Raw genomic sequence first — 24,754 nt, 5'->3', positions numbered from 1 at the left:
GTTGGGTTTCCAGGGACGGTGACCCTTAGTCATTGGATCAAGACGATTTAGGGGTTAAGCCATCATGCCACTCGGTTTGGGAAATATTTTCAACGGGCTTTTTAAACAGTACGGTCACACGGTCATTCTGTTGCTGCGCGTCATCGACGTCGCCATGTTGTTTGCTGCCGCTTGGGTGACTCACTATTTTTGGTTGCGCGAATATGTTGTGGATCAGGATTATAGGATCGTTATCGCGCTGGGAATTTTGGGCGCCATCATCTTTTTCGAAATAGGGCAGGTGTATCGGCCCTGGCGTAACGACGCGATGCGCGGCGAGATTGCCCGTATCGTCAGAGCTTGGATTTCAGCGTTGGTGGCGGTGGTGTCCATCGTCGCCTTAATCAGATTGCATTTTTGGTTCGGTTCCAGTTATCGCTGGATTGCTTCCTGGGGCGTGCTGGGATTGGTGTTTGTGCTGGTGGCGCGCGGGGTGTTGTCGCAAGTGCTGCGTTTCTTAAGGGCTCGTGGTTGGTCGCAGGGTCGTATCGTCATGGTCGGATTGAATCAAATGGCGGTGGCGGTGGCGCGGCAGTTGAATCATTCGTCCTGGGCTGGCCTGCAAGTGGTCGGTTATGTTGACGACAGGGGCGATGATAGAAACTCGATTAACGATTTCGCACTGCCGCGTCTCGGTAAGTTGGAAGACCTGCCGGGCATCATCTCGGCTCAAGCGATTGATGAAGTGTGGGTAGCCTACCAAGGCGAATCGTTGACCGAACGCGCCCAATACCAACTCCGCCATCTGCCGGTCAGCATTCGCTTGGTGATCGACTGCTTTGCCTTCAAACAAAGCAAATTTCTGAGCTTGAACACTGTGGCTGGTATTCCGACCCTGGATTTCTCAGTATCGCCGTTGCATGGCATCAATCGTTATATCAAAGAAATCGAAGATCGACTTTTGGCTTTGATTTTGTTGCTGCTGATTAGCCCGCTGATGTTGGTTTTAGCGGTGGGTGTGAAGCTGAGTTCGCGTGGCCCGGTGTTTTATCGTCAGGAGCGCGTGGGTTGGAATAATCGTTCGTTCACGATGTTGAAATTCCGTTCGATGCCGGTGGACGCCGAAGCCAAAACCGGCGCAGTCTGGGCTAAGCCCGGTGAGAATCGCGCCACCCCGTTCGGCGCTTTCCTACGCAAAACCAGCCTGGACGAACTGCCGCAATTGATCAATGTGTTGCGCGGCGATATGTCGTTGGTCGGCCCACGCCCCGAGCGTCCGGATTTCGTCGAAGTGTTCAAGGACCAAGTCCCCAACTACATGAAAAAACACATGGTCAAAGCCGGCATCACCGGTTGGGCGCAAGTCAACGGCTGGCGCGGCGACACCGACCTCAACCGTCGCATCGAACACGATTTGTATTACATCCAGCATTGGTCGCTCTGGTTTGATTTGGAGATCGCCTTCCGCACCGTGCTGACCGGTTTTATCAATAAAAACGCCTACTAAGGACACACTTACATGTTTAGATTGATTCCCATCATGCTGATCTTAACCTTGCCTGGTTGTTTCCTGGCGCCGGGCATGGATATGAATACCGATAACGGTCTAACCGAAATCGAGATGCCGATGAAAAAAGACGGGCAATTGGTCAAGGAGAAAGTCCGCATCGTGCCGATTACCGCGGATCTGATTATCGAACGCGAGGCGAACCGTCGCCAGGCCATTAACAATTTGCCGCCGGTGGACCCCAACAAAGCCAGCTACCGCATTGGCCCGCAAGATAGATTACAAATCACCGTCTGGGAGCATCCGGAACTGAACGATCCCGGTGGCGAGAAAATCATGCCGGAACTGGCCGGTAAAGTGGTGGATGAGAACGGCGACTTGTATTACCCCTACGTCGGCATTATTCAGTTGGCCGGCAAAACCGTCAGCGAAGCGCGCGCCGATTTGACCCGCGAGCTGTCCAAATATTTCAAAAAGGTCAAACTCGACATTCGCGTGCTGTCCTTCCAGGCGCACCGAGTCGCGGTGGTGGGTGAGGTCGTGCGTCCCGGCGTGCAAACCATGAACGAAACGCCATTGACGGTTGCGGAAGCGATCACCCGCGCCGGCGGCTCGACCAAAGATTCCGATTTTGCCAACGTGGCGTTGGCCCGTGACGGCAAACTCTACAAACTGGATGTGCAATCGATGTACGAAAAAGGTTTGACCACCCAGAATTTGCTGTTGAAAGACGGCGATGTGTTGAATGTCGGCGATCAAAAAGACAGCAAGGTATTTGTGATGGGCGAGGCCAACCGCCAGCAAGCCATCCAGATCAATAAAGGCCGGATGAGTTTGTCGCAAGCCTTGGCTGAAGCGTCCGGAGTTGATTTCAATACCTCGCGGCCCGGCGACATCTACGTAATTCGCGCCGGCGATATGCAGCCGGAAATTTTCCAACTGGATGCCGAATCGCCCGATGCGATGATTCTGGCCGATCAATTTCCGTTGCAAGCCCACGACACGCTGTTCATCGGTACCGCCGGTGTCACGCAATGGTCTAGGGTCCTGAACCAAATCTTACCTGGCTCGTTTACCGCAATCATGTCGCAAGCCGCGATGATGGGGATGTAACAAATGATTTATTCACAAAACGAAGCTACCCCGGTTTTGCAACCGCTGAATCAGGCGCGGATGCCAGAGCCTAGCGTCAGTATTCGCGACTACGTCGATTTGCTGATCGAAGGCCGCAAAACCATTTTTATCGCGCTGTGTTCGGTGTTGCTGATCACCACCGTGTATCTGGTGTTGGCGCCACGTACCTACAAAGCCGATGCTTTGCTGCGGATTGATAAAAACAAGGCCTTGCTGTCCGCGACGCTACGCAGCGAAAACAATCAAGCGCCAGCGGAAGCGGAAAGCCCGCGCGCGCAGCGCGAAGTGGAGATTTTGCGTTCGCGTTCGGTGTTGGGCAAAGTCGTGGATAACCTGAATTTGACCATCGAAACCGAGCCTTACTTTTTTCCGTTGATCGGCGAAACCCTGGCGCGTCGGCACGATGCGCATGACGGCATAGCCGATGCCTGGTGGGGATTCAGCCGCTGGGCTTGGGGTGGCGAAAAACTGAAAATCGCCGCGTTCAGTGTGCCGGATCGTTATCTGGAAAAAGAGTTTACCTTGATCGCGTTGGAAGCCGGGCGTTTTCAACTGCTCGACCCGCGCGGCGACGAATTGCTGGCTGGTCAGGTCGGCGAAGTGTTGAGCGCCGAGATCGGCGAGAAAACCCCGGTGACGATTAAAGTCGAAACGCTGGAAGCGCATCCGGGTACGCATTTTGAATTAACCCGCCGCACCGCGCTGTCGGCCATCGAAACTTTGCAAAAAGCTTTTGCAGTCAAAGAAGTATCCAAAGATACCGACATTCTGAGCGTGGAATTGAAAGGCCGCGACCCGGAGCAACTGGCTAAGTCTGTGAACGATATTGCGGCGATTTACGTCAACGCCACGGTGAATTGGGAATCGGCGGAAGCCTCGCAAAAACTGGGCTTTCTGGAAAGCCAGTTACCTATCGTCAAGGAACGTCTGGAAAAAGCCGAGCAAGGTTTGAGCGCGTATCGCCAGCAACATGGCGCGGTGGATATTTCCGCTGAAGCCGAAATTCTGTTGAAACAGGCGTCGGACATGGAAACCTTGGGGATTCAGCTCAAGCAAAAATATGACGAACAAAGCCAGCGCTTGGAATCGGAGCATCCGGACATGATCTCCACCAATGCCCAGATTAAGCGCGTGAATAACAAGCTGGCGGCTTTGGAAAAACGCATCAAGGATTTACCGAAAACCCAGCAAAACATGGTGAGTTTGTCGCGCGATGTGCAGGTCAACACCGAGTTGTACACTTCTTTGTTGAACAGCGCCCAGGAACAACGCATCGCCGCCGCCGGCTCCTTGGGCAACTCACGCATCGTCGACTTCGCGGTGACGCCGGAAAAACCCTATTGGCCTAAACCGAGCTTGTTGTTGGCGATTGCCGGCTTGCTGGGCTTGAGCTTGGGTTCGGCCCTGATTTTCCTCAGACATTCCTTGCAACGCCACGACAACTATCCGGCCTTATTGGAATATCAAGTCGGTTTGCCCTTGTTTGCCGCGATTCCGCATAGCAAAAAGCAGCATAAATTAGGACGCTTGCTGGGCAAGGATAAAGACAACGGTATTCTGGTCAGCCAGGATCCGCTGGATATTTCCGTTGAGTCGCTGCGTGGCCTGCGCACCACGCTGGAAGCCACTCTGGCTCAGCACGAAAGCAAGGTGATCATGGTCAGCAGCCCCGCGCCAGGCATGGGCAAGTCCTTTGTTAGCTCTAACTTGGCGGCCTTGCTGGCCAGCATCAAAAAACGGGTGTTGGTGATCGACGCCGACATGCGCAACGGCCGCTTGCACGACACCTTTTCGATAGGCAAACAACCGGGATTGTCCGATTTGTTGTCAGGCCGGGCTACGCTGGGCGAAGTGATCGTCAGCTTGCCGGATGTGGGTATCGATTTGATCCCGCGCGGCAATATGGTGCTGAATCCGGCTGAGTTATTGGTGCTGGGTGAATTGTCGGAAACCCTGGAGCAGCTGAAAAGCTTTTACAACCACATCGTCATTGATTCGCCACCAATTCTGGGTGCCACCGACGCGGCGATTCTGGGTAAGCACGCCGACGCCACCTTTCTGGTGGTGAAAGAGGGCCGCTACACCGCGCAGGAGCTGGAAGTCAGCGCCCGCCGCTTCCAACAAGTCGGCATCAAACCTAACGGTTTCATCATCAACGACATGAAGGAAGGCTCGTCTTACTATCCCTACTACGGCTATGCCTACCAACGCGCGGATCAGGAACCGAAGGACGAATCCAGCTGGAGCGATAAATATCACGCAGTGGGCGATTGGTTGGGTAAGCAGTTGGATAGGGAGCTGTTGCCGGTTCCTGCCGAAAGCGACGAGCGGGTTTAAATAATAACGATGAGAATCCGCCTGGAAAAAGACCTACCGGTGCTGTTGATTGCGCTGGTTGGTGCATCAACGGTGGCCTCGCTGCCGCAGGTCGAATCGGCTTGGGCCGGTATCAAGGAAGTCTACGGCGAGCAGGAAATGGGGTTGCGGATTCTGCGCGAGGCTTTGTTGGGCGTGCTGATCGTTTACGCCTGGCTGGAACCGCGGTTGCGTAACGGAATTTTTACCAGTTCGGTGTTGGCGTTTCTGGGCGTGATTTGCAGCTATGTGTTGTTTGAAGTGGGCTATGCCTTGTATCTGGATTTACCGCTAGTCGTGCCGCTGACCGGTCTGCGGGTGTTCGAATATCTGCCGGTAGCCTTGATCGGTTTTGTCACCAGTCGTTTGGGTGCCGGCGATTACGTGTTGTACAAATTCGCCAGCTACCTGCGCTATTACCTGGTGTTGCAAACCGGTTTGGCGCTAGCCCAAGCGCTGTGGGCGCCGCCCTTGTTCGGTGTATCCATGTTGGGTGGCGGTCGGCCGTTCGGCACCTTCGTCAGTCCTAATTTATTCGGGGCGACGATGGCGACTTGCGCGTTGGTATTTGCCTTGGTGCCGGGCATGCGCCGCTGGATGGCGTTGAGCGTGTTTCTGGCCTTGCTCAGCGGCTCGCGTACGGCGTTTATCAGTTCATTGCTGGTGGTGTTTTTTCAAGTGTATGTCGCACTGCGACCACGTGATCGCTGGGCTTTAGTGATGCCCGCGCCAATTTTGGCGGTGGGTGCGTTGATTTTGGCCTCCAGCCCCTTATTGAGCGGCCGCGACGATGCCGATCCCACCCAGGACGGCAGGATCGATTTGTGGCAGCGGGTGTTTACCAATCATGTGCACGATCCGATGGATGTGCTGTTCGGTTGGGGCTTGGGTTTGAGTTCCAATACTGTCAATCTGCTGTTCGGTGCCGAGTATTTTCCCGGCCAGTTCGATTCCGACAGCCTGTATTTATTCTTGTTGAACGGCTACGGTGTGATTGGCTTGCTGGCGTATCTGACATTTTTATGGATCACGACACGGACGTCTGTCCACCCAAACAAAGGCTTGGTGACGATGTTTATCTTCGCCGCCGGCCTGACTTTTAATATGTGGGAGTATTTTCCGCAGAACGCCTTGTTAATGATGCTGTGGGGCATGGTACTGGGCTGCACGGCTAAAGCCGGGGCAATGGTTCAACCCATGTCGGCCAGAACAGATTACACCCCGCGTTTACCTTAGGAAATCGGCGATGTTCGCTGCATTGAAACAGAGCAAATTATTTGGCGATGCCTTTTGGGCCTTGTTCGGCCAGGCGGCCTCGGCCTTAGCCTTATTGCTGGGTACGCGCCTATTGACGGAACTGGTCAGTCCGGCGGTTTACGGCCAAGTGGCCTTATTGAACGGCTTTGTCGCGCTGGGCGTGGCGGTGTTTTCTTACCCGCTTATCTGCGCCGGCATGCGTATCGTGCCGGAATGCGAAACCGCCGGCCAGAGTACTGGTTTGCATGCTGCCGTCGCCGGTTTGACGCTGCAAGCCACCCTGTTGGCCATTGGTTTATTGGTGCTGGGTGGCTTTGCCTACGGTTATTTTGTCGAGGTCAGCAGCGTGTTGTTTTTGCTGACCGGCGTGTTGTTGGCGATGACGGTACAGCGGGAATTGGGCATTCAACTGGCGATAGGCGAGCGCAAGCAGCGTCTGGCTAGTCTATGGCAAACCACTGACAGCGTGTTGAGGCCGGCTTTGGCGATAGCGCTGGTCTGGTGGTGGGGCGGCAATCCGGAATGGGTGTTGCTGGGGTACATCCTGGCCAGTTTGCTATCCAATCTGGTTTGGATCGTTTTGAAGCGCCGCAATGCCGTTAGGATGCCAGCGACCGACAGCCGCTCTTTTCGCCGCGAGGTTTGGGTCTATGCCTTGCCCCTGATTCCGATGGAATTGATTTTCTGGATCAACGGTCTGGGCGATCGTTATGTGATCGGTTATTTGCTGACTGCTGCCGACGTAGGCTTGTATGCCGCAACGTACATGATCGTCAACGAGGCCTTTAACCGTAGCGCGATGGTGTTGCTCCGTACCTTTCAGCCCGCCTATTTTCAAGCTTTCTCCGCACAGCAATTGCAAAAGGCCTTTTCGATTTTATGGGTCTGGATAACCAGCGTCGCTGCTCTGGGTGCGCTTGGTTTGTTGCTGTTACTGCTAACTAAGGATTGGGTGGCTTCAGTGGTATTGGCGAAATCCTATCACGCTGCTGTGGATTTAATGCCGGCGATGGCGCTGGGCTGTGCTTTGCATGCCTTGGGCACGGCGCTGGCGCAACCGCTGCTGGCGCATAAGCGTACCAAAACCTTGCTGAAAGGCCGCTTGTGCGGCGCGGTAGCGGCGGCGATTACTATTCCCGTGCTGGTCAGCCAATACGGTTTGCCCGGCGCGGCCTGGGCCAATCCGGTTTATTTCGGGATCGAAGCCGTGGTGTTGGCAATCTTGGCAAAGCCTTGGCAAGCCGACCGCCGCGCCAAGTCCGGAACGATTCAAACATTGAGACAACAGCCGCTCGCAGCGGATGCTTAAAAGTGACAACGGTGAACACGATGACATACGCAACAATGACAACAGAAATCTATGGCGAAGTGCTACACACATGCGTGGCTTGCGGGGCGGAAAAAATCGGTTTTTGGCGGGAAAAGGACTATCTGTATACCGATAGCGCCAGCAGAAAAGCCTTCCGGATTTACCGCTGCGCCTGCTGTGGCACCGGATTTTTGAATCAACCACCGCATCGGCAATGGTTGCAAGCCATCTATCAATACTCCGGGCAGGCGTTGACGCAAGCGATTACGCTGGACGAAGTGATGGGCCGCGAGGCGGCGTTTCCTAACTGCATCGTGGATGCCAAGCGCATGGCGCTGCAAGCCGACCAGTTGAACAAGTCCGGCAATCACCGGGCTTTGGACATTGGTTCCGGGTTTGGTTTTTATACCCGCGCCTTGCGCTTGCTGGGTTATCGCACCGTCAGCATCAATCCCGGCCAGTATGAAAACCGGGTGTTCCAGGATTTAAACGGAGATGAACCGTTGCCTATCATGTTCGAGCAGTATCAGTCCGAGCAGGCATTTGGAGTCGTGGTGATGTCGCAAGTGTTGGAGCACATACTCGAACCGGACCGCACTATTTCTAAAGTGGCCGATCTGCTGGAGAGCGGCGGCGTGTTGGCCTGCGCGGTGCCTAACTATGCGTCGTTTTTGGTCAAACTGCTGGGTACCAAAGAGAACGCCTGCCTGTGGGTGCCGGAACACGTCAATTACTTTACCGAAAAAGGTCTGAAAAGTTTGTTGGAGCGGCACGGCTTGCGGGTGGTTAAAACCGAGCAAGTCACCCGGATTCAGTACAACGCGCTATCCAGGCGTTTGGGTCTAACCGGCAGCTTGGCCAAGCTGGCCGACACCTTGGTGAAGTATGCGCAAATACCGTTTGCTGGGTTAATGGATACCTTGGGTTTGGGCATTTACCTGAACGTGTACGCGGTGAAGCGATAAGCCATGTTGACCGTCGTTATTCTGACCCAAAACGAGGAAACCAATCTGCCGCGCTGTTTGGCCGGTATCCCCGCGCGCTATCCCATCGTGATTGTCGACTCCGGCAGTACCGATAACACGCTGACCATTGCCCAAGAACGGGGCTGCGCGATTCATCGTAATCCCTGGCCGGGTTTTGCAGAGCAACGCAATTTCGCGATTCGTCAATGCGGCATAGACACGCCGTGGATTTTGTTCGTCGATGCCGACGAAATTTATCCGCAGGCCTTTTACGACTGGTTTGAAGCCAAATTATCCGAAACTCACAGTATCGACGTGTTGATGGTGCCTTCGGTGTTGTATCTGCGTGGCAAACGCTTGAACCATGCGCCCGGCTATCCCATTTATCACCCCCGACTGGTGCGCCGCGAGACTACCCGGTTTGTACGTAACCACACCGGGCATGGCGAAGCGGTGTTGGATAGCTGCCGCATCGGCTATTCCGACATTCCTTACGAACATTATTTTTACCACGGCGAAATTATCGAGTGGATGCACAAGCACGTCGGTAAGGCTGCGCAAGAAGTGCAATTGCAACCCACCGCCGGCGCGGTGATGACCACGCGCGGCCGCTTGAGCGTATTGCTGGGACGCTCCTGGCTGCGAATACTGGCGCGGTTTTGTTATCACTACCTGCTGCGTGGCGGTTTTTTGGATGGTGCGGCCGGTTTGGAGTTTGCGCTGATGTTTACTTGGTACGAAGCCACGATTTATTTGCAAGCAAAAGCCGGTAACTGGGCAAGGAGTGCGGTATGAAAATTTCGTTGGTGTTGGCAACCTTGGGCAGGGACGCGGAAGTCTTGGATTTTTTGAAATCGCTGCTGTTTCAGACCTATAAAAACTTCGAGCTGATCGTTATCGATCAAAATCGTGACGGCAAGATCGACGCCATTTTGGACTCTTACCGAGCGTTGATGGACATCAAGCATGTCAAAGTGCAATTCACCGGCAACGCCCGGGCCAGGGATTACGGTATCGGTTTGGCGCAAGGCCGCATCGTCGCCTTTCCGGACGACGATTGTGCCTATGACCAGGATGTGTTGGAAAAAGTGGTCGCGGAATTTAAGCGGCGCGCAGATATGGCCATTCTGGTGGCCGGTTCCTACGATTTTTCCGCTACCCGGTTCAGCATTGGCGTAAATAGCCACAAAGCCGGCTATTTCAACCGCTTCCGGATGATGGGCGTGGAGTTTACTCAGTTTTTTGATCTGCAACGGGTCGATAGGCAGCAGTTTCATTTGGATCACGATTTTGGCATCGGTTCCAAATATTCCGGTGCCGAAGGATTTGAGCTGCTGTACCGCTTGCTGCGCGCCGGCGGCAATGCGTTTTACACGCCGGAGATCAAGATTTTTCACGCCAACAAGGATCATTACACACTTGGCACGGCCAGGATGTTGATGTATTCCACCGGCATCGGCGCTTATATCCGCAAGTTTACCAATCAGCATGATGCGTTCATTTGGTATTACATCGTCCGCAAGATGATGGTCGCGCCGGTGTTGAAAATGGCTTTGGCCCTGCTCACCTTCAATCCGCAAAAACTGGCGTATTCGTTTTACAACTTGGTCGGGATCTGGCGTGGGTTTTTGACCTACGGCAAATCGGAAAAATGTATTTAAAGACTGTTTCAGGAGAGATGAAATGGATGTAGGTATTGTCACGACCCATGTGCCGCCGGCCAAAGGCTATGGTGGGGTATCGGTGACCTGTGGCGTATTGACCAAAGCTTGGGCGGAGCGCGGCCACAACATGGCGCTGGTCGCCGCCGACGAGTCCATAGACGGTCGCTTGCACGCCGAGGATGTCAAGCTGGGCAAGCAAGTCGATGTCAGGCTGTACCGCTGTTACGGCTTTCGACGCTGGGGCTTTGGTTTGGGCGCCATGCCAAAGATTTTCAAGCTCTGTTGGCAGGCACCCCGGATCTATATCCACGGCATTGCCACCTGGCCTTCCACGTTGGCGGCACTGTTTTGCGTATTACTGCGCCGGCCGTTTATGGTGGCGGTACACGGCGGTTTGATGCCGGAACATGTGGCGCTGATTCGTCGGCAGAAGCCGCATAAATGGTTGTTTTATAAGTGGCTGACGTTTCCGACCTTGCGCCGGGCCATTGCGGTGCATTGCACCAGCGATACCGAAGCGGCGGGCGTCGTCGACGTGCTGGGGCCGGACGCTAGGGTTTTATTGGTGCCGAACGGCATCGACAGTCGCGAGTTTCAAGTCGCCGGCTATCCGGGAGGCGAGGGCACTCAATTGTGTTTTCTGGGTCATGTGCAGCAAGAAAAAGGCATCAATGCGTTTATCCGGGCCTGGTTAAAAACGCGCCGGCCAAATGACCGCCTGGTGGTCGCCGGCCGCAGTGTCGATGGTGCTTATTTTGAAGAATTTCAAGCCTTGTTGGCACAAGCAGAAGGTGCAATCAGTTACAAAGGCTATTTGCCGGTTGCCGAAGTGAAGCAGTTGTTGGCCGACAGTCATTTCCTGGTGTTGCCGTCCGGTTTGGAAGAAACGGGCGGTATGCGCGAAAATTTTGGCAATGTCGTCGCCGAAGCGATGGCAGCCGGTCGACCGGTGTTGGTCGCGAAAGGTTTGGCTTGGGATCACTTGGCAATGTATGGAGCAGGTTTGGTGTTCGAGCGCAATGAGGCTTCGGTTTGTGCGGTGCTACGGCAAACGCAAGTGGTGACTCAAGCGACTTGGCAAGACATGGCGCTGCGTAGCCGTGAATATGTCGAACAGCAGCTGGACCCGGTTAAATTAGGCGATAAAGCCTGGAAAGTGATGACAAAAGCCGATCACGTCAAATTGCCGCAGTCCTTAATAGAAGGTTCGTCTTATGAATAAAAAAGTGGGTCTGATCGTGCCGACTCTGAATGCCGGCGAGCTTTGGGAATCGTGGTTACAAGCCTTTGCCGCACAAACCGTGAAGCCGGATTATCGGCTGCTGATAGATTCCTCATCCGCCGACAATACGGTGGTTTTGGCCCGCGACGCAGGTTTTGAGGTGCAAGTGATAGCCAAGTCCGAGTTTAATCATGGCGGCACCCGGCAACTAGGCGTGAACCGGCTGGCGGATGCCGATATTTTGCTATTTCTGACTCAGGATGCCTTGCTGGCGGCCCCCGATGCCATCGAAAAGTTACTGGCAGCGTTTACAGACGACAGCGTCGGCGCAGCTTACGGTCGGCAATTGCCTCACCGCAATGCCGGGCCAATCGGCGCGCATGCCCGTTTATTCAATTATCCGTCGCAAAGTCAGTTGCGCAGCATGCAAGATAAGGCGCAATTCGGCATCAAGACGGCGTTTATATCCAATTCGTTTGCCGCGTACCGGCGCAGCGCGTTGATGGGCGTTGGCGGATTTCCGCTGAATACCATCATGAACGAAGATACTTTTGTGGTCGGCAAGATGTTGCTAAACGGCTGGAAGGTGGCTTATTGCGGCGATGCCGCTGTGTTTCATTCCCACGATTACGGATTTGCCGACGAATTTAAGCGCTATTTCGATATTGGCGTTTTTCACGCCCATACGCCTTGGTTGCAGCAGACCTTTGGCGGTGCTTCGGGCGAAGGCCGGCGTTTTGTCGTGTCGGAGTTGAAGTATCTATTGAAAAATGCGCCCTGGCTGCTGCCTTCGGCGTGTTTGCGCACCGGTCTGAAATGGCTGGGCTATAAAATGGGCGGGGGGATGCACGCTAGAATGCCGCAGAGCTTGAACAGACGCTTGAGTTTGCATAAAGCTTATTGGGCGGGCGCTATTTCTGAAAATAGCCTTAACGGCAGATCGTAAATCGATGCTTTCCTTATGACGACTAAGCCAGTATTTTCGCGGAATAACGGCAAAACTGGTTCTAAAATTAATCCAATCTTCATCTTATCCTAATCTAAATTACAGTTTTTCTTCATCTTGACTCTGTAGATTCCTAACCAACATTGTGTTTTTCCGGTCAGAACCGGTTTTTTTTGTTAATTGTACGTAGGCGTCGCGCCGGTATGGTTCAGCAAAAATTCGGAAAAAAATACAAGGTTGGATGTGCAAAAGACCGACAGGGTCTTTCACCGATAGAGCGGGGATAACAGCAACAGTTGTTATCAATTCTTTGAGTTTGAAGAGTAGTGCCCGGATGTTTAGGGAATTTGATTAATTACGTTATGGAGTTTCATCTTGATTTCTGAAAAGCATTCATTTGATAGTTGTTTTGAGGTTTTTTTAGCTGATACGCCTGAAAGCAAACGCATTCATTACAACCTCAGATACCAAGTTTATTGCGACGAAATGGGGTATGAGGATAAAGAAAATTTTCCGGAACAAATGGAGTTTGACGAATGGGACCGCCATTCCGTGCATTTCATGGTTCGGCACCGATACACCGGGCAATGGCTGGGCGCGTTACGCTTGGTTTATCAGAACCAAGCCGTTTTCCCTTTCGAAGCCAAGTGCGTTCCCGATCAGCCTATAACCCCTCAGCAATACCAGCAATCAATAGAAATATCCCGCCTCTGCGTATTGAGAGAAGCCAGACGCTTTGCCCCGAGGGCTTTCCCGCAACAGGAGCAAGACGCTGAACAAGTTGCCAAGGACAGCGGTAACATCCGTTATCTGCATACCATTAAAAATCAGACTCGCAGCATTATGTGGGGTTTGTATCGGGCGGCGGTTGTCTACTCGGCGCGGAACGATATTAAACAGTGGTACATATTGGTAACGCCGTCTTTGGCTTACGCGGTTAAGAAAGAGGGGTTTGAAATGCAACAGGTAGGCGGCGCCTGCGACCATCGCGGTCAGCGTATTCCTTATGCATTGGATGTTGAGCATATTCTTGCCAATCCTTTGTGGCAAAAAGACTATCAGTTGGATTACCGCAAATATTCAGAACTGCTAGAGCAATCGGTGGCTAAGCGGCAAAGAGCTTAAAGTATCGGCGCGCGATCATGCCCAGTTTCAGATACTAAGCGGTTTGCAGGGCAACTTTATCGCATCCAAAAAAGCCCGGTTTGCGCTGGTGATCTATTAAATCTGGGCGGTGCGGCTGCCGGATTGGAGTAAGCTGCTAGTGTGGTTACCGATGCCGTAGACCAGAGCGTGAAAACAGCCCTAAGTTATGCGGCAGACGCAGTGCGCGCGTGCCAGCATTGTTTAAATCCCCCGCGCAGCTTATTCCCGGAAACTTCCTTCTTCTGAAAGCCATTACGTCGCGGCTCGTCGTTAAGCCTTTACGCTCTCAGTTCCTCTAACGTCAGACCGAGCAGGCTTGAGCTGTTTAGTTAGCGCCAGTCGAAAAGAACCACACACGTCAAACCGAAAGCTTGATGCCTCAGGTCCGGCCGTACCGGGAATCTATATAAGATACAGTCCGCACGTAAACAATCCATTTTGAATTTGCCGAGGCTGCCGGCCACCCGTTGCAGACGGTGTGCAGCCGTTTTTGGGTGGGCGTTTTTCTGTCCTATTCCAGCAGCTTACGGTAAAGTTGCAGAGTCAAACTGATATACTGGCTTTTGTCTGTCTCAGGTTAGCTATCTGCTGTTCCGGGTCGGAAGCCTACGTCATTATTATAAAAACTATATTAGCCAGGATTATTTATGGAAGCTTATTTGCCCATGATTCAAAGCATACTGTCGGATTGGTATCGATTTACGCTGGAAAACCAGGAATATGCCGGCGCTTTAGCGCTTGCCGTGTGGTTGCTGACGGCAATGTTTTACAGCATCAGGATTTATTTTTTAAAGAAAACCAATGCGATTAATTTAAAAGCGCGCCTTGCTTTACAAGCCGATTTCGATGCGGCGCAACAGCAGCAGCAAGCCTTGCAAGAGCAATTGACTGCCAATACCGAGCAGCTGGAGGTCGCCAAAACCGTTGCCGATAACGAAGCGCAACGGGCAGCCGGTCTGGAAGAAAAGCTGGTACAGGCGAATCGGCAGGTGATCGACAGCATCAAAACCTTGGCTACCAGTTTCGAATTGACCGAGCCGGCCTTACCGGCCGCCAACGATCTGCAATCGACTGATCTGTGGTCACGATATTTCGCGCTTACCGCGCAAATTACCGAGCGCTTTAAAGCCGAACAACAAGGCAAAACCGAGCTGCAACTGGCACTGTGGGCGGAAACTTCCAAAGTCGCTGAAAAAGATGCGCTATTGGGGCCGCTGCAATTACGTTTGGAATCGCAAACCGAACAGCTGAATAAGCTGGAGTTGGCGGTGGAAGAGCAAAAAATTCTACGCGAGCGCGAACAAGCCAGCGCGGAAAAACTGCTGGCAGAGGCCCAAGCCAAACATCAAGCCGAATTGGCGCGTTACGCCGACTCGGCCAAACATTCGGCGACGCCTACGCCTGCTTACTCGCAGCCGGTATCTCAGCCGGAGCCCAAAGTTGTCATCAACGAAGCTCCTGCCGTTATCCAGCCTGTCCCGGCTGTTGTTGCTGAACCTGTTGTGGTTCAGGCGCCTGTCGAGCCGCCAAAGCCGGTCGAGCGTGAAGTTGCGCAGGTTGTCGAGAAGCCCAAAGCAGTGGTTGCCGAGCCGGCACCGGCGAAGCAGTCATCCGTCGATAAATTGGCCGAAAAAAGCGGCGGTTTCGGCAAGTTCAAGCAAATGTTGAACAACACCATGCAGCAGATGGCCAAGTTGGACCAAAAGCTGGGAACACAGACCGAAGTCGCTGCCGAGGCCATCCAGGAAGAGTTGGAAGAAATCGCCGCACCTATAGTGGAAGCGGCCGCTGAGCTTAAGGAAAATGTGGTGGAAATTGCGGAAACTGCGGCCGAAGCCGTTAAAGAACCGGCCGCCGGCGTTGGCGGTAAGCTGAAAGGTTTGTTCGGTAAAAAAGCGGCAGAACCTGTCGTTGCGTCTGAACCGGTAGCGGAGCCCGAGCCGATTGCCGAAGCCGCCGCCGTAGTCGAACCCGCCAAGCCTGCCGGGCTAAAAGGGCTGCTTAAAAAGTGGAAATGATAGTTTCCACTGTTTAAACATCAGCCGGGCGGGCGTTGTTTGTCCGGCTGTTTAATCGTCTGCGTATTTCAATTAAATCCGCCACCAATTCCTGTTTCTAAACGGCAGGTACTCCAATCGAAACCCGCCGTGGGCGGCGACCAGCTAAAACAGGCGTAGGGTGTGGAGAGTTACGAACCGCACCAATCGCGAACGATGCGCTTCACGCTGTTCAGCAAATCCTATGATCCTGGTCTTGCGTAGCCTCGATGCAGCGTTAGCGGAATCGAGGGTGTCGACCATCCGCCATCAGACTAACCTCGCCAAATTTTAAGGGTGTTGGCCTTCGATTCCTCGATTCCATCGAGGCTACTTGCTTTTGAACGGAACAGCCCGCAGGGGTGCGGCATGTGCCGCACGTTACCGAAGGGGGCAGGAAGCCCCTTTCGGCAACCCCGTTCAAAAGCGAGGAGCGCAGGGAATAAGCGGCATTCGGGTGGCTTTTCTTTTGGTGACTTTTCTTTGGCCAAACAAAGAAAAGTTACTCGGCTGTCGGGCCGACAAATCGGCAGGATAGCCGATTTGCATGCGTTCGCACCCGAAGGGCGAAAAACAGGGAGGTTTTTCGTGAAACCGACATTGAAATCAGTCGTCGCGTTAGCGACACAAACACAAAAGTTCCTTAACCGCGTGGGCACAAAAACCGTGCCCACCCTACTAAGCTGGAGCGTTGGGTTAGGCATTTTCATGTTTACTATGCTGGGATGGACACACGCCAGGTTTGCCATCCAAAATTGAGTATCCACATTCAAATGCTATATATTCGTGGTCAATGCTGAACTCGTATCCTTTGTGTTCGACAAATTCTTCTTGATAAGCTTTCTCTGCTAACGGTGCGCCGCAGTATGGGCAAAGAAAATCACTTAGCAATTCTTTGGCATGAAGAATTTTCCTTGTCAGTTCTTCCGCCTCTTCACGCACTTGTTTTAGTTCAGTCTCCTTTGCTTGAACCTGCTCTTGCGTAGAGGTTTTATCTTGCTTAAGCCTAAGTAATTCTTCCTCATAAAGCTTGATTCTGCTTGATAAGCTTTGGGCAAGTGAGTCTGGAGACTGCGATTTTGCATCTGTGAGTTGATCTTTAAGATACGCAATGTTTTCCTTCTGCAATTGAATTGTTGCATCTTTTTGTTCTACCAAAAGTCGATAAAGGGTAAACAGAGCGACTATAAAAGCAATGAAAGGCAACTTGCGTCCCTTTGACCGTTTTGTTAGAGCTAACGCGCAACATAGTTTCTTCCATACATCATCAGGAAGCGATCGAGTTCACTAAAGGTTTGTGCGGGCAAAGCGGCATGAATAGATGTCATGAAATGCTTTAACGCAATAATGTCATTCCAATTTGAAGGTTTCTTTTTAGAGCGCGCAGGCGGTCGTACACAGCTCAAAAAAGAGTTCATCGCCCGAAAGTTGTGTTGGTCAATTATTGGAAGTGGCTCTTGGTGATGAACCAAATGAGTGATGTATGCAACAGTGATGTAGGTGGTTTGTCTATTGAGGTGTTCACTCCACCACTGGAACGTCTGCTTAGAAGTATTGTTATTAAAGGAGGCAACGTATTGCGGCCAAAGCCCCTGTATTTCGGTAATTAAATCTTGGTGGCGTTGCGGATAGTTGGGCTTTCCCCAATGACCCCATTTCCAAATCATTGCGTCAGCAATGTCGTTGTTCTGGTTGGCAAGAGCGGTGAACGAATTCTTGAACCGTGCATAGTCAGCCGCTGGATATTTTCTGAAGTCATACTCATTGAGTACTTGCTGAAAGATCGGGACAATCCGAGCAACAATTTGGTTTATTTCCTTCTGTGTAATTGGCATCACGGTATCTTTAGCTCTAACAATGAATTAGATAGTTTCCATATAGCTACCGAAAAACGCTCTTCGGCACGACAATTTATTGATCTGCATATGATCTCCCTGGTTCTATATATCATTCAACGGACAATAAGTTTCCGCTAACGGCCAGATTGCTGCCATTGAATCAGATCGAATGATAGTCCGCAACGGGTCGGCCGTGACAGTTCGTGATTTCCAAAAACTTAAACCACTACCCGCATAATCTTATCGAGTTTAGTGGCCGACAATTCATCGGGACAAATGGCGGTTTCCAGTCGGAATAGCCAATCCGCCTAAACTTCCGGCACAAAAAAGAACGGGCTGCCTTCGTGGCCGGCGTGCTGTAAGGGGGCGTATTGCGGCATTTGTTCGAAACCGCCGCGCGCCGCAGACGCACGTACTTGATTGGCCACGTCCCGGAAGATGTCGTAATCCTCAATGATGCGTTTGTTGCCGCGTAACACTTTCAAAAACGCATTGGCGAACACCGAATGGTCGCCGCCGCCTTGATCCATCACCGGTTTAACGCCACCGGAAGTCAGCACGGTGCGGGCTTTGCGGCTGTTCATGGCTTTTAACCAGCGTTCGCGCTTGGCGTCGTCCATGCCTTCCGGCAGTTTTGCCACCGCCGAGCCGGTCAACGCGCCGGAATAGCAGGAATCGGCCACTACCATAATGTGCTTGGCCGGCATGATGCTCAAAAATTCCGTGATGCTTTGGCTGGAAATCCAATTGGCGCTATTGCCGGTTTCCGAATCGACCGGCAGCCAATAAGCGGTCTGACTTTTCTTGTCGATCTCGCCGTGGCCGGCGTAATAAACCAGTAAATTATCTTGTTCGGTGAGTTTTTGATTCAGTTCGTTGAACGCCGACATGATCGTGTGGCGATTGGCATTGATCAGCAATTTGGTTTTGAAGCCATAGCGTTCGCGTAACAGCAATTCCAGGCTTTTCGCGTCGGCGATGGGGGTTTTCAAAGACGGATAAGCGCCGTACTCGTTATTGCCGATGATGATTGCGTAGAATTTGCCGAATTGAATATCGCCGGAGCGTTTCAATTCACTGCCGTTGCTGCTCGGAAACACTGCCTCGGCCGCATTGCCGGACGCCAACAAGCGCAGGCTTAAATCGCTGCTTTGATTGCGTTTGTCGGTAGCGACAATGCGCACCAAGGTTTCGTCGCCTTTTAGGCTAACATCGGTTTCAAAACGGCCGTTGGCATCGACTTTTATCGCTTTGTCGTTTAACAGCAAGCGGCTCAGGCCGGTCGCCGCGTCGATTTTGCCGACGATGCGTTTGCTGCTCTCGCCCAAGCCAAATTGAATGCTGGGAATACCCCTGGTGACGGTGACGGCGGGTTCCAGCAATTCGATATTCGGACCGTTGCCCGAAGCCACCACGTTGGATGATTGATGCTGTAATTTTTCTTTCAGCGCGGCAATCTCCTTGGCTTGCTGTTGTAAGGCCTGCTTGCGCAAATCTATTTGATTTCTGTCCAGTTTGTCCTGTGAGGTCAGCCAGCCGGTCAGTTCGGCCGATTGTTTTTGGTAGGTTTCGATTTTTTCGTTGAGCTTGTTTTCGATGTCGTTGGTTTTGCTTTCGACAGCTTTAGCGCTGGGGCTTTGCTGGCGCGCCGCTTCCAGTTCGCGTTTCATACGTTGCCTTTCCTGGCTGAGAGATTGCGTCAAACTGCCCAATTTGGCTTGTTGGTCTTTTAATTGGCTTTCTTTTTCGCGCAACTGTTTTTCCAGCGATTCGATGTCGCTGGAGCCGCCGGGCGTGGTGGATTTTTGTTGTTGCAGTTTGTTACGCAAGGCTTCCAACTCGTCTTGAGCCTTGCGTAAACTTTCCTGTTGATCCAGGGTTTGCTGGCGGGTGCTTTGCAGTTGCTCGCGCAGTTGTTCCGCTTCGCGGCGGGATTCGGCTACTTCGCTGCGCAAGGTGGCCAATTCTTCGCTATTGGCGATGGCTTGAGCATTGACGGCGGGCGCGAACTGAATGCCGGCGTCTTCCAGGCCGGCCGATTTGCGGTACCAACGCAGTGCGGCTTCTTTGTCTTCGGTAACGCCCAGGCCTTTTTCGTAAAGATGGCCCAAGTTCAATTGTGCTTGAGAGTTACCCTGATTGGCGGCTTTTTCGTACCACTGCGCGGCGGCTTTGTAATCGGCTTGGGTGCCCAGGCCTTTTTCGAAAATCTCGCCGACATACAGCTGGGCGGCGGCATCGCCTTCCTGCGCCTTGGGTAGCCAGATATTCAGTGCGCTGGCGTAATTGGCGCGGTCGTAAGCGACATATTCGCCGCCGCGGACTTCACAATCGGCAGCGGTCGTGCGGATGGGGCGGCGGGCGCTGAGATAAGTCATTTGCGAGCCTAGCTTGCGTACCTGTCCGGGCAGCAGGCAATCGACGACAAACAGTTTGCTGGTGTCGGCCACGATATAGCCTTCGGTGGCTTTGGCCATTTCTTCCTGGCTGACGTCGCGGGCGCAGGCGGACATTAAAATGCCGCCAATTGCCAATGCCAGCGTACGGTTCAATACTCTTTGTGTCGCCATGGTGTGCCGCCTCGAATGATTGATTTTATCCGGCAACCATAGCAGAAATCCGCTACCCCGCAAATGGCTAGGGCTGGTGGTCCAGGCGTTTTAGCATCTGCGGCCAAATGGCTTGCCAGCCATGGCCGTGATCGGCATCGACGATTTGTACGTGGCTGTTGGGGCGTTGCTGTAAGGCTTGTTGGAATAATGCCGGCGGAATGTTGTTATCGCGTTGGCCCAGCAGGTGCCATTCCGCAATGCCGGGTTTGCCGGCGCGCTTAGCTGGGTTTAGTGAGTCATGCAAACGCTGGTAGCCGTGATGATCGGCCCATATATCGATGTCGTAATTCCCCGCCAGCGTCACCACCGCGACGGTTTGCTGCAAACGCTCGGCTATCAATAGTGCCAACGTGCCGCCGCCGCTGTGGCCTATCAACACCACTTCACTGTAACCGTTTAACGTGCAGAATTTTGTTAATGCTTGGGTCATAGCCGTTACCACTCTTTCGCTATAGCGGGCGCCGGTCCACAAGCTTTGTGTGCAGCCGGGGTCGCCGGCGTGGCCGTTGTAGCATGGCCGTCCCAGGTATAAAGCTGGCTTCGGGTCGGAAGCCATTAATGACAGGACGGTAGCTGTGCGGGTGGTCGGGTCAGAGGCTGGAAATAGTCCGCGTTCCCAAGGGTAGCCGTCACCTTCGAGATAAACATGCAGGCGTTTACCGGCTGATGGCGGCAAATGGGTAAACGATGTCAGTTTAAATCCGGCTACTTTGGATTCTAAGGCCTGAAAGCCGAATGCCGTGGCTTGCTCATGTAGGCGCATCGCCGGGGTACTGCAAGCTGCCAGGAAAAGCAGCAGACTTAGTTTAATCAGCAAATGTAGCCGCTTGACACGCATGAGTTACAGGCGATTTAGAATAGGCCACGCTGCATGCGGGGCATGCAGCGTGGTCAGGAGGCTTGGTCGTCCGGCAATCGACCGTTTGCCAGGTTGTTTAAAACGACAGCCGCAAGCCGCTGGAAAAGGCGTGGTTTGACACGTTTGCCCGGTCGATGATGGTGTTGTAGGCCACGAAAGCGGACATGCCATCGGCAAATTGGCCGGCCACGTTAAATCCCAGTTGCATGAAATCGCGGTCCGGATTGTCGGAACGGATATTAAAGCCGGCATTGTTTTGCACGAAGCGCACGACGCTGACTTGGGCGTTATAGCTGGATTCATGTACCCATTCAGCATTAACTTGCGGCACGATGACGCCCCAAGGCAAGCTCCACGCATACGAAGCCCTGGCGCCGGCTTTGGTCAGCATGGATTCTATGTTTTGTTTGCCGTAGCTGGTGCCGAAGCTGGAGCCACCTGTTTCGCGGTAGCCGTCCACTTCGGTTTTGGCGTAGTCGAAACCGATATAAGGTCCGACCACTACCTTGTCGATGTGGTAGTTATAACCCGCGCCCAAGCTGGAGGCATACTGCATGCCCGAGGTGCTGCCTTTTGCCGAGGTGTTGAAAAAGCTCATTGCCCGCTCGGATTCGTAATCGATGCCGCCGACACTGGCCAGCGCGTCGATATAGAAATCCTGAATATTCAAAGTGCTGTATAGCGAGCCGGTATAGGCTGCGGTATAAAGCTGGCCGGCGCGGTTGCTGAAATCGGCTTTGTTGTGAGCGTTATTAAAGGCCACCCCCACAAAAAAATTATCGGTGAAAGCATAATCCGCACCGACCGTGACACCTTGATTGTCGAAGCTGTAACCCTGTTCGTTGGCAGTGCGGTTCCGGCTACCAAAACTGCCGTCGATATTGCCGTATAGGCCCAGGCGTTGAAATATTTCCGGTAGTTCGTCGCCGCTGCCGCCGCCGATTTTGGTGCCGCCCAGGTTGATGCCGCCCGCATTACCGGCGCGCAAGGTGGCGATGCGATCCATTACGCTGCTAAAATTCGCTCGCGAAGTGGCAACCGTGGTGGCTGCAATCGTATTGATCTCTTCAGGGGTGATTTGATCGATAACATCGGCTTTGGCAGCCGCGCCCAGGCCGGCGATTCTGGCGCAGTCGCTGATAACAGCACTGCTGGTGGGTGAGGCGCACAAGCTATTAATTGCCAGAGAGGTAGCGCTGGCGTTGGAGGTGGATTCGATAATTTGCGATTGGGAAATGACTGCGCCACCGCTGCCGGCATAGCTAATCAATCTTGCACTGCCCGAGCCGGTGCCGGTGCCGGGAATGATCAGTCCCGAGTCGCCGACTATCAGTAACACATTGCCCGTGTCGCTGTTTATATTGGAACCCGCGATAGCGTCGGTTGATGCAAACGGGTAGTTTGCCAGCGCGACAGTATAGCTGCCGGGGCTCAAGGGGTAGTCGTTAATCAGCGAGTTAAAATTCGGAGAAACGCCCGCCGCGCCGCAGTCTATTTGGTTACAACCGTCGTCGTTCTGAGTGAGTACGGAGAGGCTGGTAAAATTGCCGGTGCCGCTCAGCAGGAAAATATAGGGGTCCGTTGTGGGGCCGCTGGTGGCAATATCGACCAGTGTGGTTTGTGATAGCGAGAAGGGCAGGTAGCCCACGGATCCCGCCCCGGAGCCGGTTAGATTGAATGTGCCGCTCGCGAATTCCACGCCTGCCGCGAGTGGCGACGCCAGCAGCAATGTCACTAACGAGCCTGCGGTTAGGGATTGCCGTTTGCTTAATCGCGCAACAGCGGTTTTAGAGCAGAATAGTTCAAAAAAAAACAGTGATTTCATGAGCATTTATTCCAAATAATTTTTGCAACTTATTATAGATGCATGTTGATGTTTTCAATAGTAATTAAATTTTTCTGGAGATTCGGTGTCGGCCAATCGCGCTTTTTCTTATTGAATCGTGGTCAGTAAATTTCTGATGACCGTCGGGCTTGGGAGAGATCAAATGCAGCGGTGGCGAGAATTTGCCGGACCTGGACGGGATTTATCCTGGTCGATTTTGGTGCTTGGCGGTTTTTAGACCATCAAGGGCAATTGCCGCGACACGAACAAGCTCTTCGGCTAAAATCCTTACACTTTCCCTGACTGTCGTTTGCCATGTCCAGATTTGAGCTCGCATTGAAAGCCTTTCAGCAGGCTCAACTAGCCTATGAAGATTTATTGGCGGTGGCAGCCGCGTTAAGCGCGGAACCCGAACAGGTTTTAGATGCAGCCCGCCAATTCTTGGAAAACGAATATCGGAACGGAAAAATTGGCGCGGATGTTTATCGCGGTTTGCAATCGGTCATGCAAGACGAAACCCGGTTTGTCGACGACCAAACCCAAATGGCGCCTTCACGGGGCTCCGCTGCGGACGATGCAACCAGCATAGTTTCGGCGCCGGCTACGGCGACGACGATACTGCCGGTTTCACCCGCTACGCAAACACCTACCCTGACGACCGAATCCTTGCTGCAAGGCTTGGATCCCTCGCAGCCGCGCGCCGAGCTGACAGTCGGGAGTACCTTGAAAGGTCGTTTTGTGCTCGAAGAGTTGCTCGGGGTGGGCGGCATGGGTATGGTGTTTAAAGCCACCGACTTGCGCAAAGTAGAGGCCTCGGATAAAGAGCCTTTCGTCGCTTTAAAGGTGTTAAACCAGGATTTTCAATTCAATCCGATGGCGCTGGTGGCTTTGCAGCGGGAGACCAAGCGCGCGCAAACCCTGTCTCACCCCAATATTATTAAAGTCTACGATTTTGATCGGGACGGCACGCACGTGTTTATGTCGATGGAATACCTGCAGGGTAGGCCGCTCAGTCATCTGATACGCGAGCATGTCGACAGCGGATTACCCTTCAAAAAAGCCTGGCCTATCATCAGTGCGATGGCAGAAGCCTTGGCGCATGCGCATAAGAAAAATATCGTGCATTCCGACTTTAAACCGGGGAATGTGTTTGTCGGCGACGACGGCGAAATCAGGGTGCTGGATTTCGGGATTGCTTGCGCCATTGGCCGCAGCGAAACAGACGGTCACGACGCGACGATTTTTAATGCGCGGTCGCTGGGCGCTATGACTCCAGCCTATGCCAGTTTGGAGCAACTGCAAAATAGCGATCCCGATCCGCGCGACGATATTTATGCTTTGGCTTGCATCACTTACGAACTGTTGAGCGGCAAGCATCCGTTTGGCCGGTTATCGGCGGAAAAGGCCACGGAGGTCAATCTACAGCCCAAACCCATTGCGCAGCTTAAACGCCGGCAATGGAAAGGATTGCAAAAGGCTCTGGCTTTTAGGCAGGAGGATCGCTGCGCCACTATCGACGAATTTTTAGCGGCTATCGGACCGCATACGTCGGTCTATTACGGACTGTGGTCAACGGGTGTGTTGCTGGCTTGTTTGATCGGGTTGAACGTCTATTGGACTCTCAATGAAAAGCAAACCGCTACCGAAGTGGTAAAGGTCGCTGTTGAGCTCAATCCGGAGCAAAACCAAAAAATTAAGGATTTGCTGGAATTGGCGGATATTCATTTTGATGTCGGTTACCTCACCGCGCCGACCGGCAGCAATGCGTTCTGGGCTTATCAGGAAGTTTTGAAAATTGATCCATACAACAAAGCGGCCATGGATGGCATCAATAAAATTGCCGATACGCTGGAACAGCAGGCGTGGGAGTTTTACGAAAAGAACGACCGCTCGGAGGCTTTGAAAAAAGTACAGGAAGGTTTGGAAGTCAACCCTGTGCACAAGGGCTTACAGAGTTTGCGAGATAAGCTCAGGTTTAATTGATTTAGTTTTCCGATCTTTGCGGAGGGATTTTCAAAGAGCGGTGAATCTGGGGGAAGAGGTGTGTTTACGCAGATTATCAGCAGATAATTCTGCAAGTAATTCTGATTGGGCTATTTG

Annotated in this window: 18 protein-coding genes; 13 read left to right on the top strand and 5 right to left on the bottom strand. The window is 52.9% G+C overall.

Annotated elements, in window-relative coordinates; translation table 11 throughout:
- The first annotated feature begins 64 nt into the window (after window positions 1-64).
- The 12 genes from ACH5Y9_RS16810 to ACH5Y9_RS16755 all read left to right on the top strand — a co-directional run bounded on the left by ACH5Y9_RS16810 (window position 65) and on the right by ACH5Y9_RS16755 (window position 15,502).
- Window positions 65-1,486, top strand: a complete 1,422-nt coding sequence (locus ACH5Y9_RS16810) for an undecaprenyl-phosphate glucose phosphotransferase (RefSeq protein WP_445366917.1) — start codon at window positions 65-67, stop codon at window positions 1,484-1,486.
- Between the two features lie 12 nt (window positions 1,487-1,498).
- Complete coding sequence (locus ACH5Y9_RS16805) at window positions 1,499-2,599, top strand: polysaccharide biosynthesis/export family protein (protein ID WP_445366916.1); 1,101 nt, start codon at window positions 1,499-1,501, stop codon at window positions 2,597-2,599.
- A 3-nt stretch (window positions 2,600-2,602) separates the two neighbouring features.
- Window positions 2,603-4,957, top strand: coding sequence for a polysaccharide biosynthesis tyrosine autokinase (locus tag ACH5Y9_RS16800; protein ID WP_445366915.1), 2,355 nt, complete (start codon window positions 2,603-2,605; stop codon window positions 4,955-4,957).
- Between the two features lie 9 nt (window positions 4,958-4,966).
- A complete protein-coding gene (locus tag ACH5Y9_RS16795) occupies window positions 4,967-6,211 on the top strand; it encodes an O-antigen ligase family protein (RefSeq protein WP_445366914.1) in 1,245 nt (414 codons plus the stop codon).
- Between the two features lie 10 nt (window positions 6,212-6,221).
- A complete protein-coding gene (locus ACH5Y9_RS16790) occupies window positions 6,222-7,541 on the top strand; it encodes a lipopolysaccharide biosynthesis protein (protein ID WP_445366913.1) in 1,320 nt (439 codons plus the stop codon).
- A gap of 20 nt (window positions 7,542-7,561) precedes the next feature.
- Window positions 7,562-8,506, top strand: a complete 945-nt coding sequence (locus tag ACH5Y9_RS16785; protein ID WP_445366912.1) for a class I SAM-dependent methyltransferase — start codon at window positions 7,562-7,564, stop codon at window positions 8,504-8,506.
- 3 nt (window positions 8,507-8,509) lie between these two features.
- Window positions 8,510-9,301, top strand: a complete 792-nt coding sequence (locus ACH5Y9_RS16780; protein ID WP_445366911.1) for a glycosyltransferase family 2 protein — start codon at window positions 8,510-8,512, stop codon at window positions 9,299-9,301.
- Complete coding sequence (locus ACH5Y9_RS16775; RefSeq protein ID WP_445366910.1) at window positions 9,298-10,167, top strand: glycosyltransferase family 2 protein; 870 nt, start codon at window positions 9,298-9,300, stop codon at window positions 10,165-10,167. Before ACH5Y9_RS16780 ends, ACH5Y9_RS16775 begins: the two co-directional genes overlap by 4 nt.
- Before the next feature lie 22 nt (window positions 10,168-10,189).
- Window positions 10,190-11,392 (top strand): glycosyltransferase family 4 protein, encoded by a 1,203-nt coding sequence (locus ACH5Y9_RS16770; RefSeq protein WP_445366909.1) that lies wholly within the window; start codon window positions 10,190-10,192, stop codon window positions 11,390-11,392.
- Complete coding sequence (locus ACH5Y9_RS16765; RefSeq protein WP_445366908.1) at window positions 11,385-12,338, top strand: glycosyltransferase family 2 protein; 954 nt, start codon at window positions 11,385-11,387, stop codon at window positions 12,336-12,338. The genes ACH5Y9_RS16770 and ACH5Y9_RS16765 overlap by 8 nt, the downstream gene beginning before the upstream one ends.
- 375 nt (window positions 12,339-12,713) lie before the next feature.
- On the top strand, window positions 12,714-13,463 hold the full coding sequence (locus ACH5Y9_RS16760; RefSeq protein ID WP_033157138.1) for a PEP-CTERM/exosortase system-associated acyltransferase: 750 nt from the start codon (window positions 12,714-12,716) through the stop codon (window positions 13,461-13,463).
- Between the two features lie 668 nt (window positions 13,464-14,131).
- Complete coding sequence (locus ACH5Y9_RS16755) at window positions 14,132-15,502, top strand: hypothetical protein (protein ID WP_445366907.1); 1,371 nt, start codon at window positions 14,132-14,134, stop codon at window positions 15,500-15,502.
- A gap of 714 nt (window positions 15,503-16,216) precedes the next feature.
- Here the strand turns inward: ACH5Y9_RS16755 and ACH5Y9_RS16750 are convergent.
- The 5 genes from ACH5Y9_RS16750 to ACH5Y9_RS16730 all read right to left on the bottom strand — a co-directional run bounded on the left by ACH5Y9_RS16750 (window position 16,217) and on the right by ACH5Y9_RS16730 (window position 22,654).
- Window positions 16,217-16,726, bottom strand: a complete 510-nt coding sequence (locus ACH5Y9_RS16750) for a hypothetical protein (protein ID WP_445366906.1) — start codon at window positions 16,724-16,726, stop codon at window positions 16,217-16,219.
- A 29-nt stretch (window positions 16,727-16,755) separates the two neighbouring features.
- The gene (locus ACH5Y9_RS16745; protein WP_445366905.1) at window positions 16,756-17,355 is read right to left on the bottom strand and encodes a hypothetical protein; all 600 of its coding nucleotides are present in this window, start codon (window positions 17,353-17,355) and stop codon (window positions 16,756-16,758) included.
- A 311-nt stretch (window positions 17,356-17,666) separates the two neighbouring features.
- Window positions 17,667-19,928, bottom strand: a complete 2,262-nt coding sequence (locus ACH5Y9_RS16740; RefSeq protein ID WP_445366904.1) for a caspase family protein — start codon at window positions 19,926-19,928, stop codon at window positions 17,667-17,669.
- 67 nt (window positions 19,929-19,995) lie between these two features.
- Window positions 19,996-20,787: an alpha/beta fold hydrolase gene (locus ACH5Y9_RS16735; protein WP_445366903.1), complete on the bottom strand. Its 792-nt coding sequence runs from the start codon at window positions 20,785-20,787 to the stop codon at window positions 19,996-19,998.
- A gap of 118 nt (window positions 20,788-20,905) precedes the next feature.
- Entirely contained in the window at window positions 20,906-22,654 is a 1,749-nt protein-coding gene (locus ACH5Y9_RS16730) for a DVUA0089 family protein (RefSeq protein WP_033157131.1), read from the bottom strand.
- 315 nt (window positions 22,655-22,969) lie between these two features.
- Between ACH5Y9_RS16730 and ACH5Y9_RS16725 the strand changes: the two genes are divergently transcribed.
- Window positions 22,970-24,637 carry a serine/threonine-protein kinase gene (locus ACH5Y9_RS16725; protein ID WP_445366902.1) on the top strand — a complete coding sequence of 556 codons (1,668 nt, stop codon included), beginning with the start codon at window positions 22,970-22,972 and terminating at the stop codon, window positions 24,635-24,637.
- Window positions 24,638-24,754: the final 117 nt, after the last annotated feature.

This window comes from Methylomonas sp. BW4-1 (genome assembly GCF_052474385.1).
This window is presented reverse-complemented; position numbering and strand designations above follow the sequence as displayed.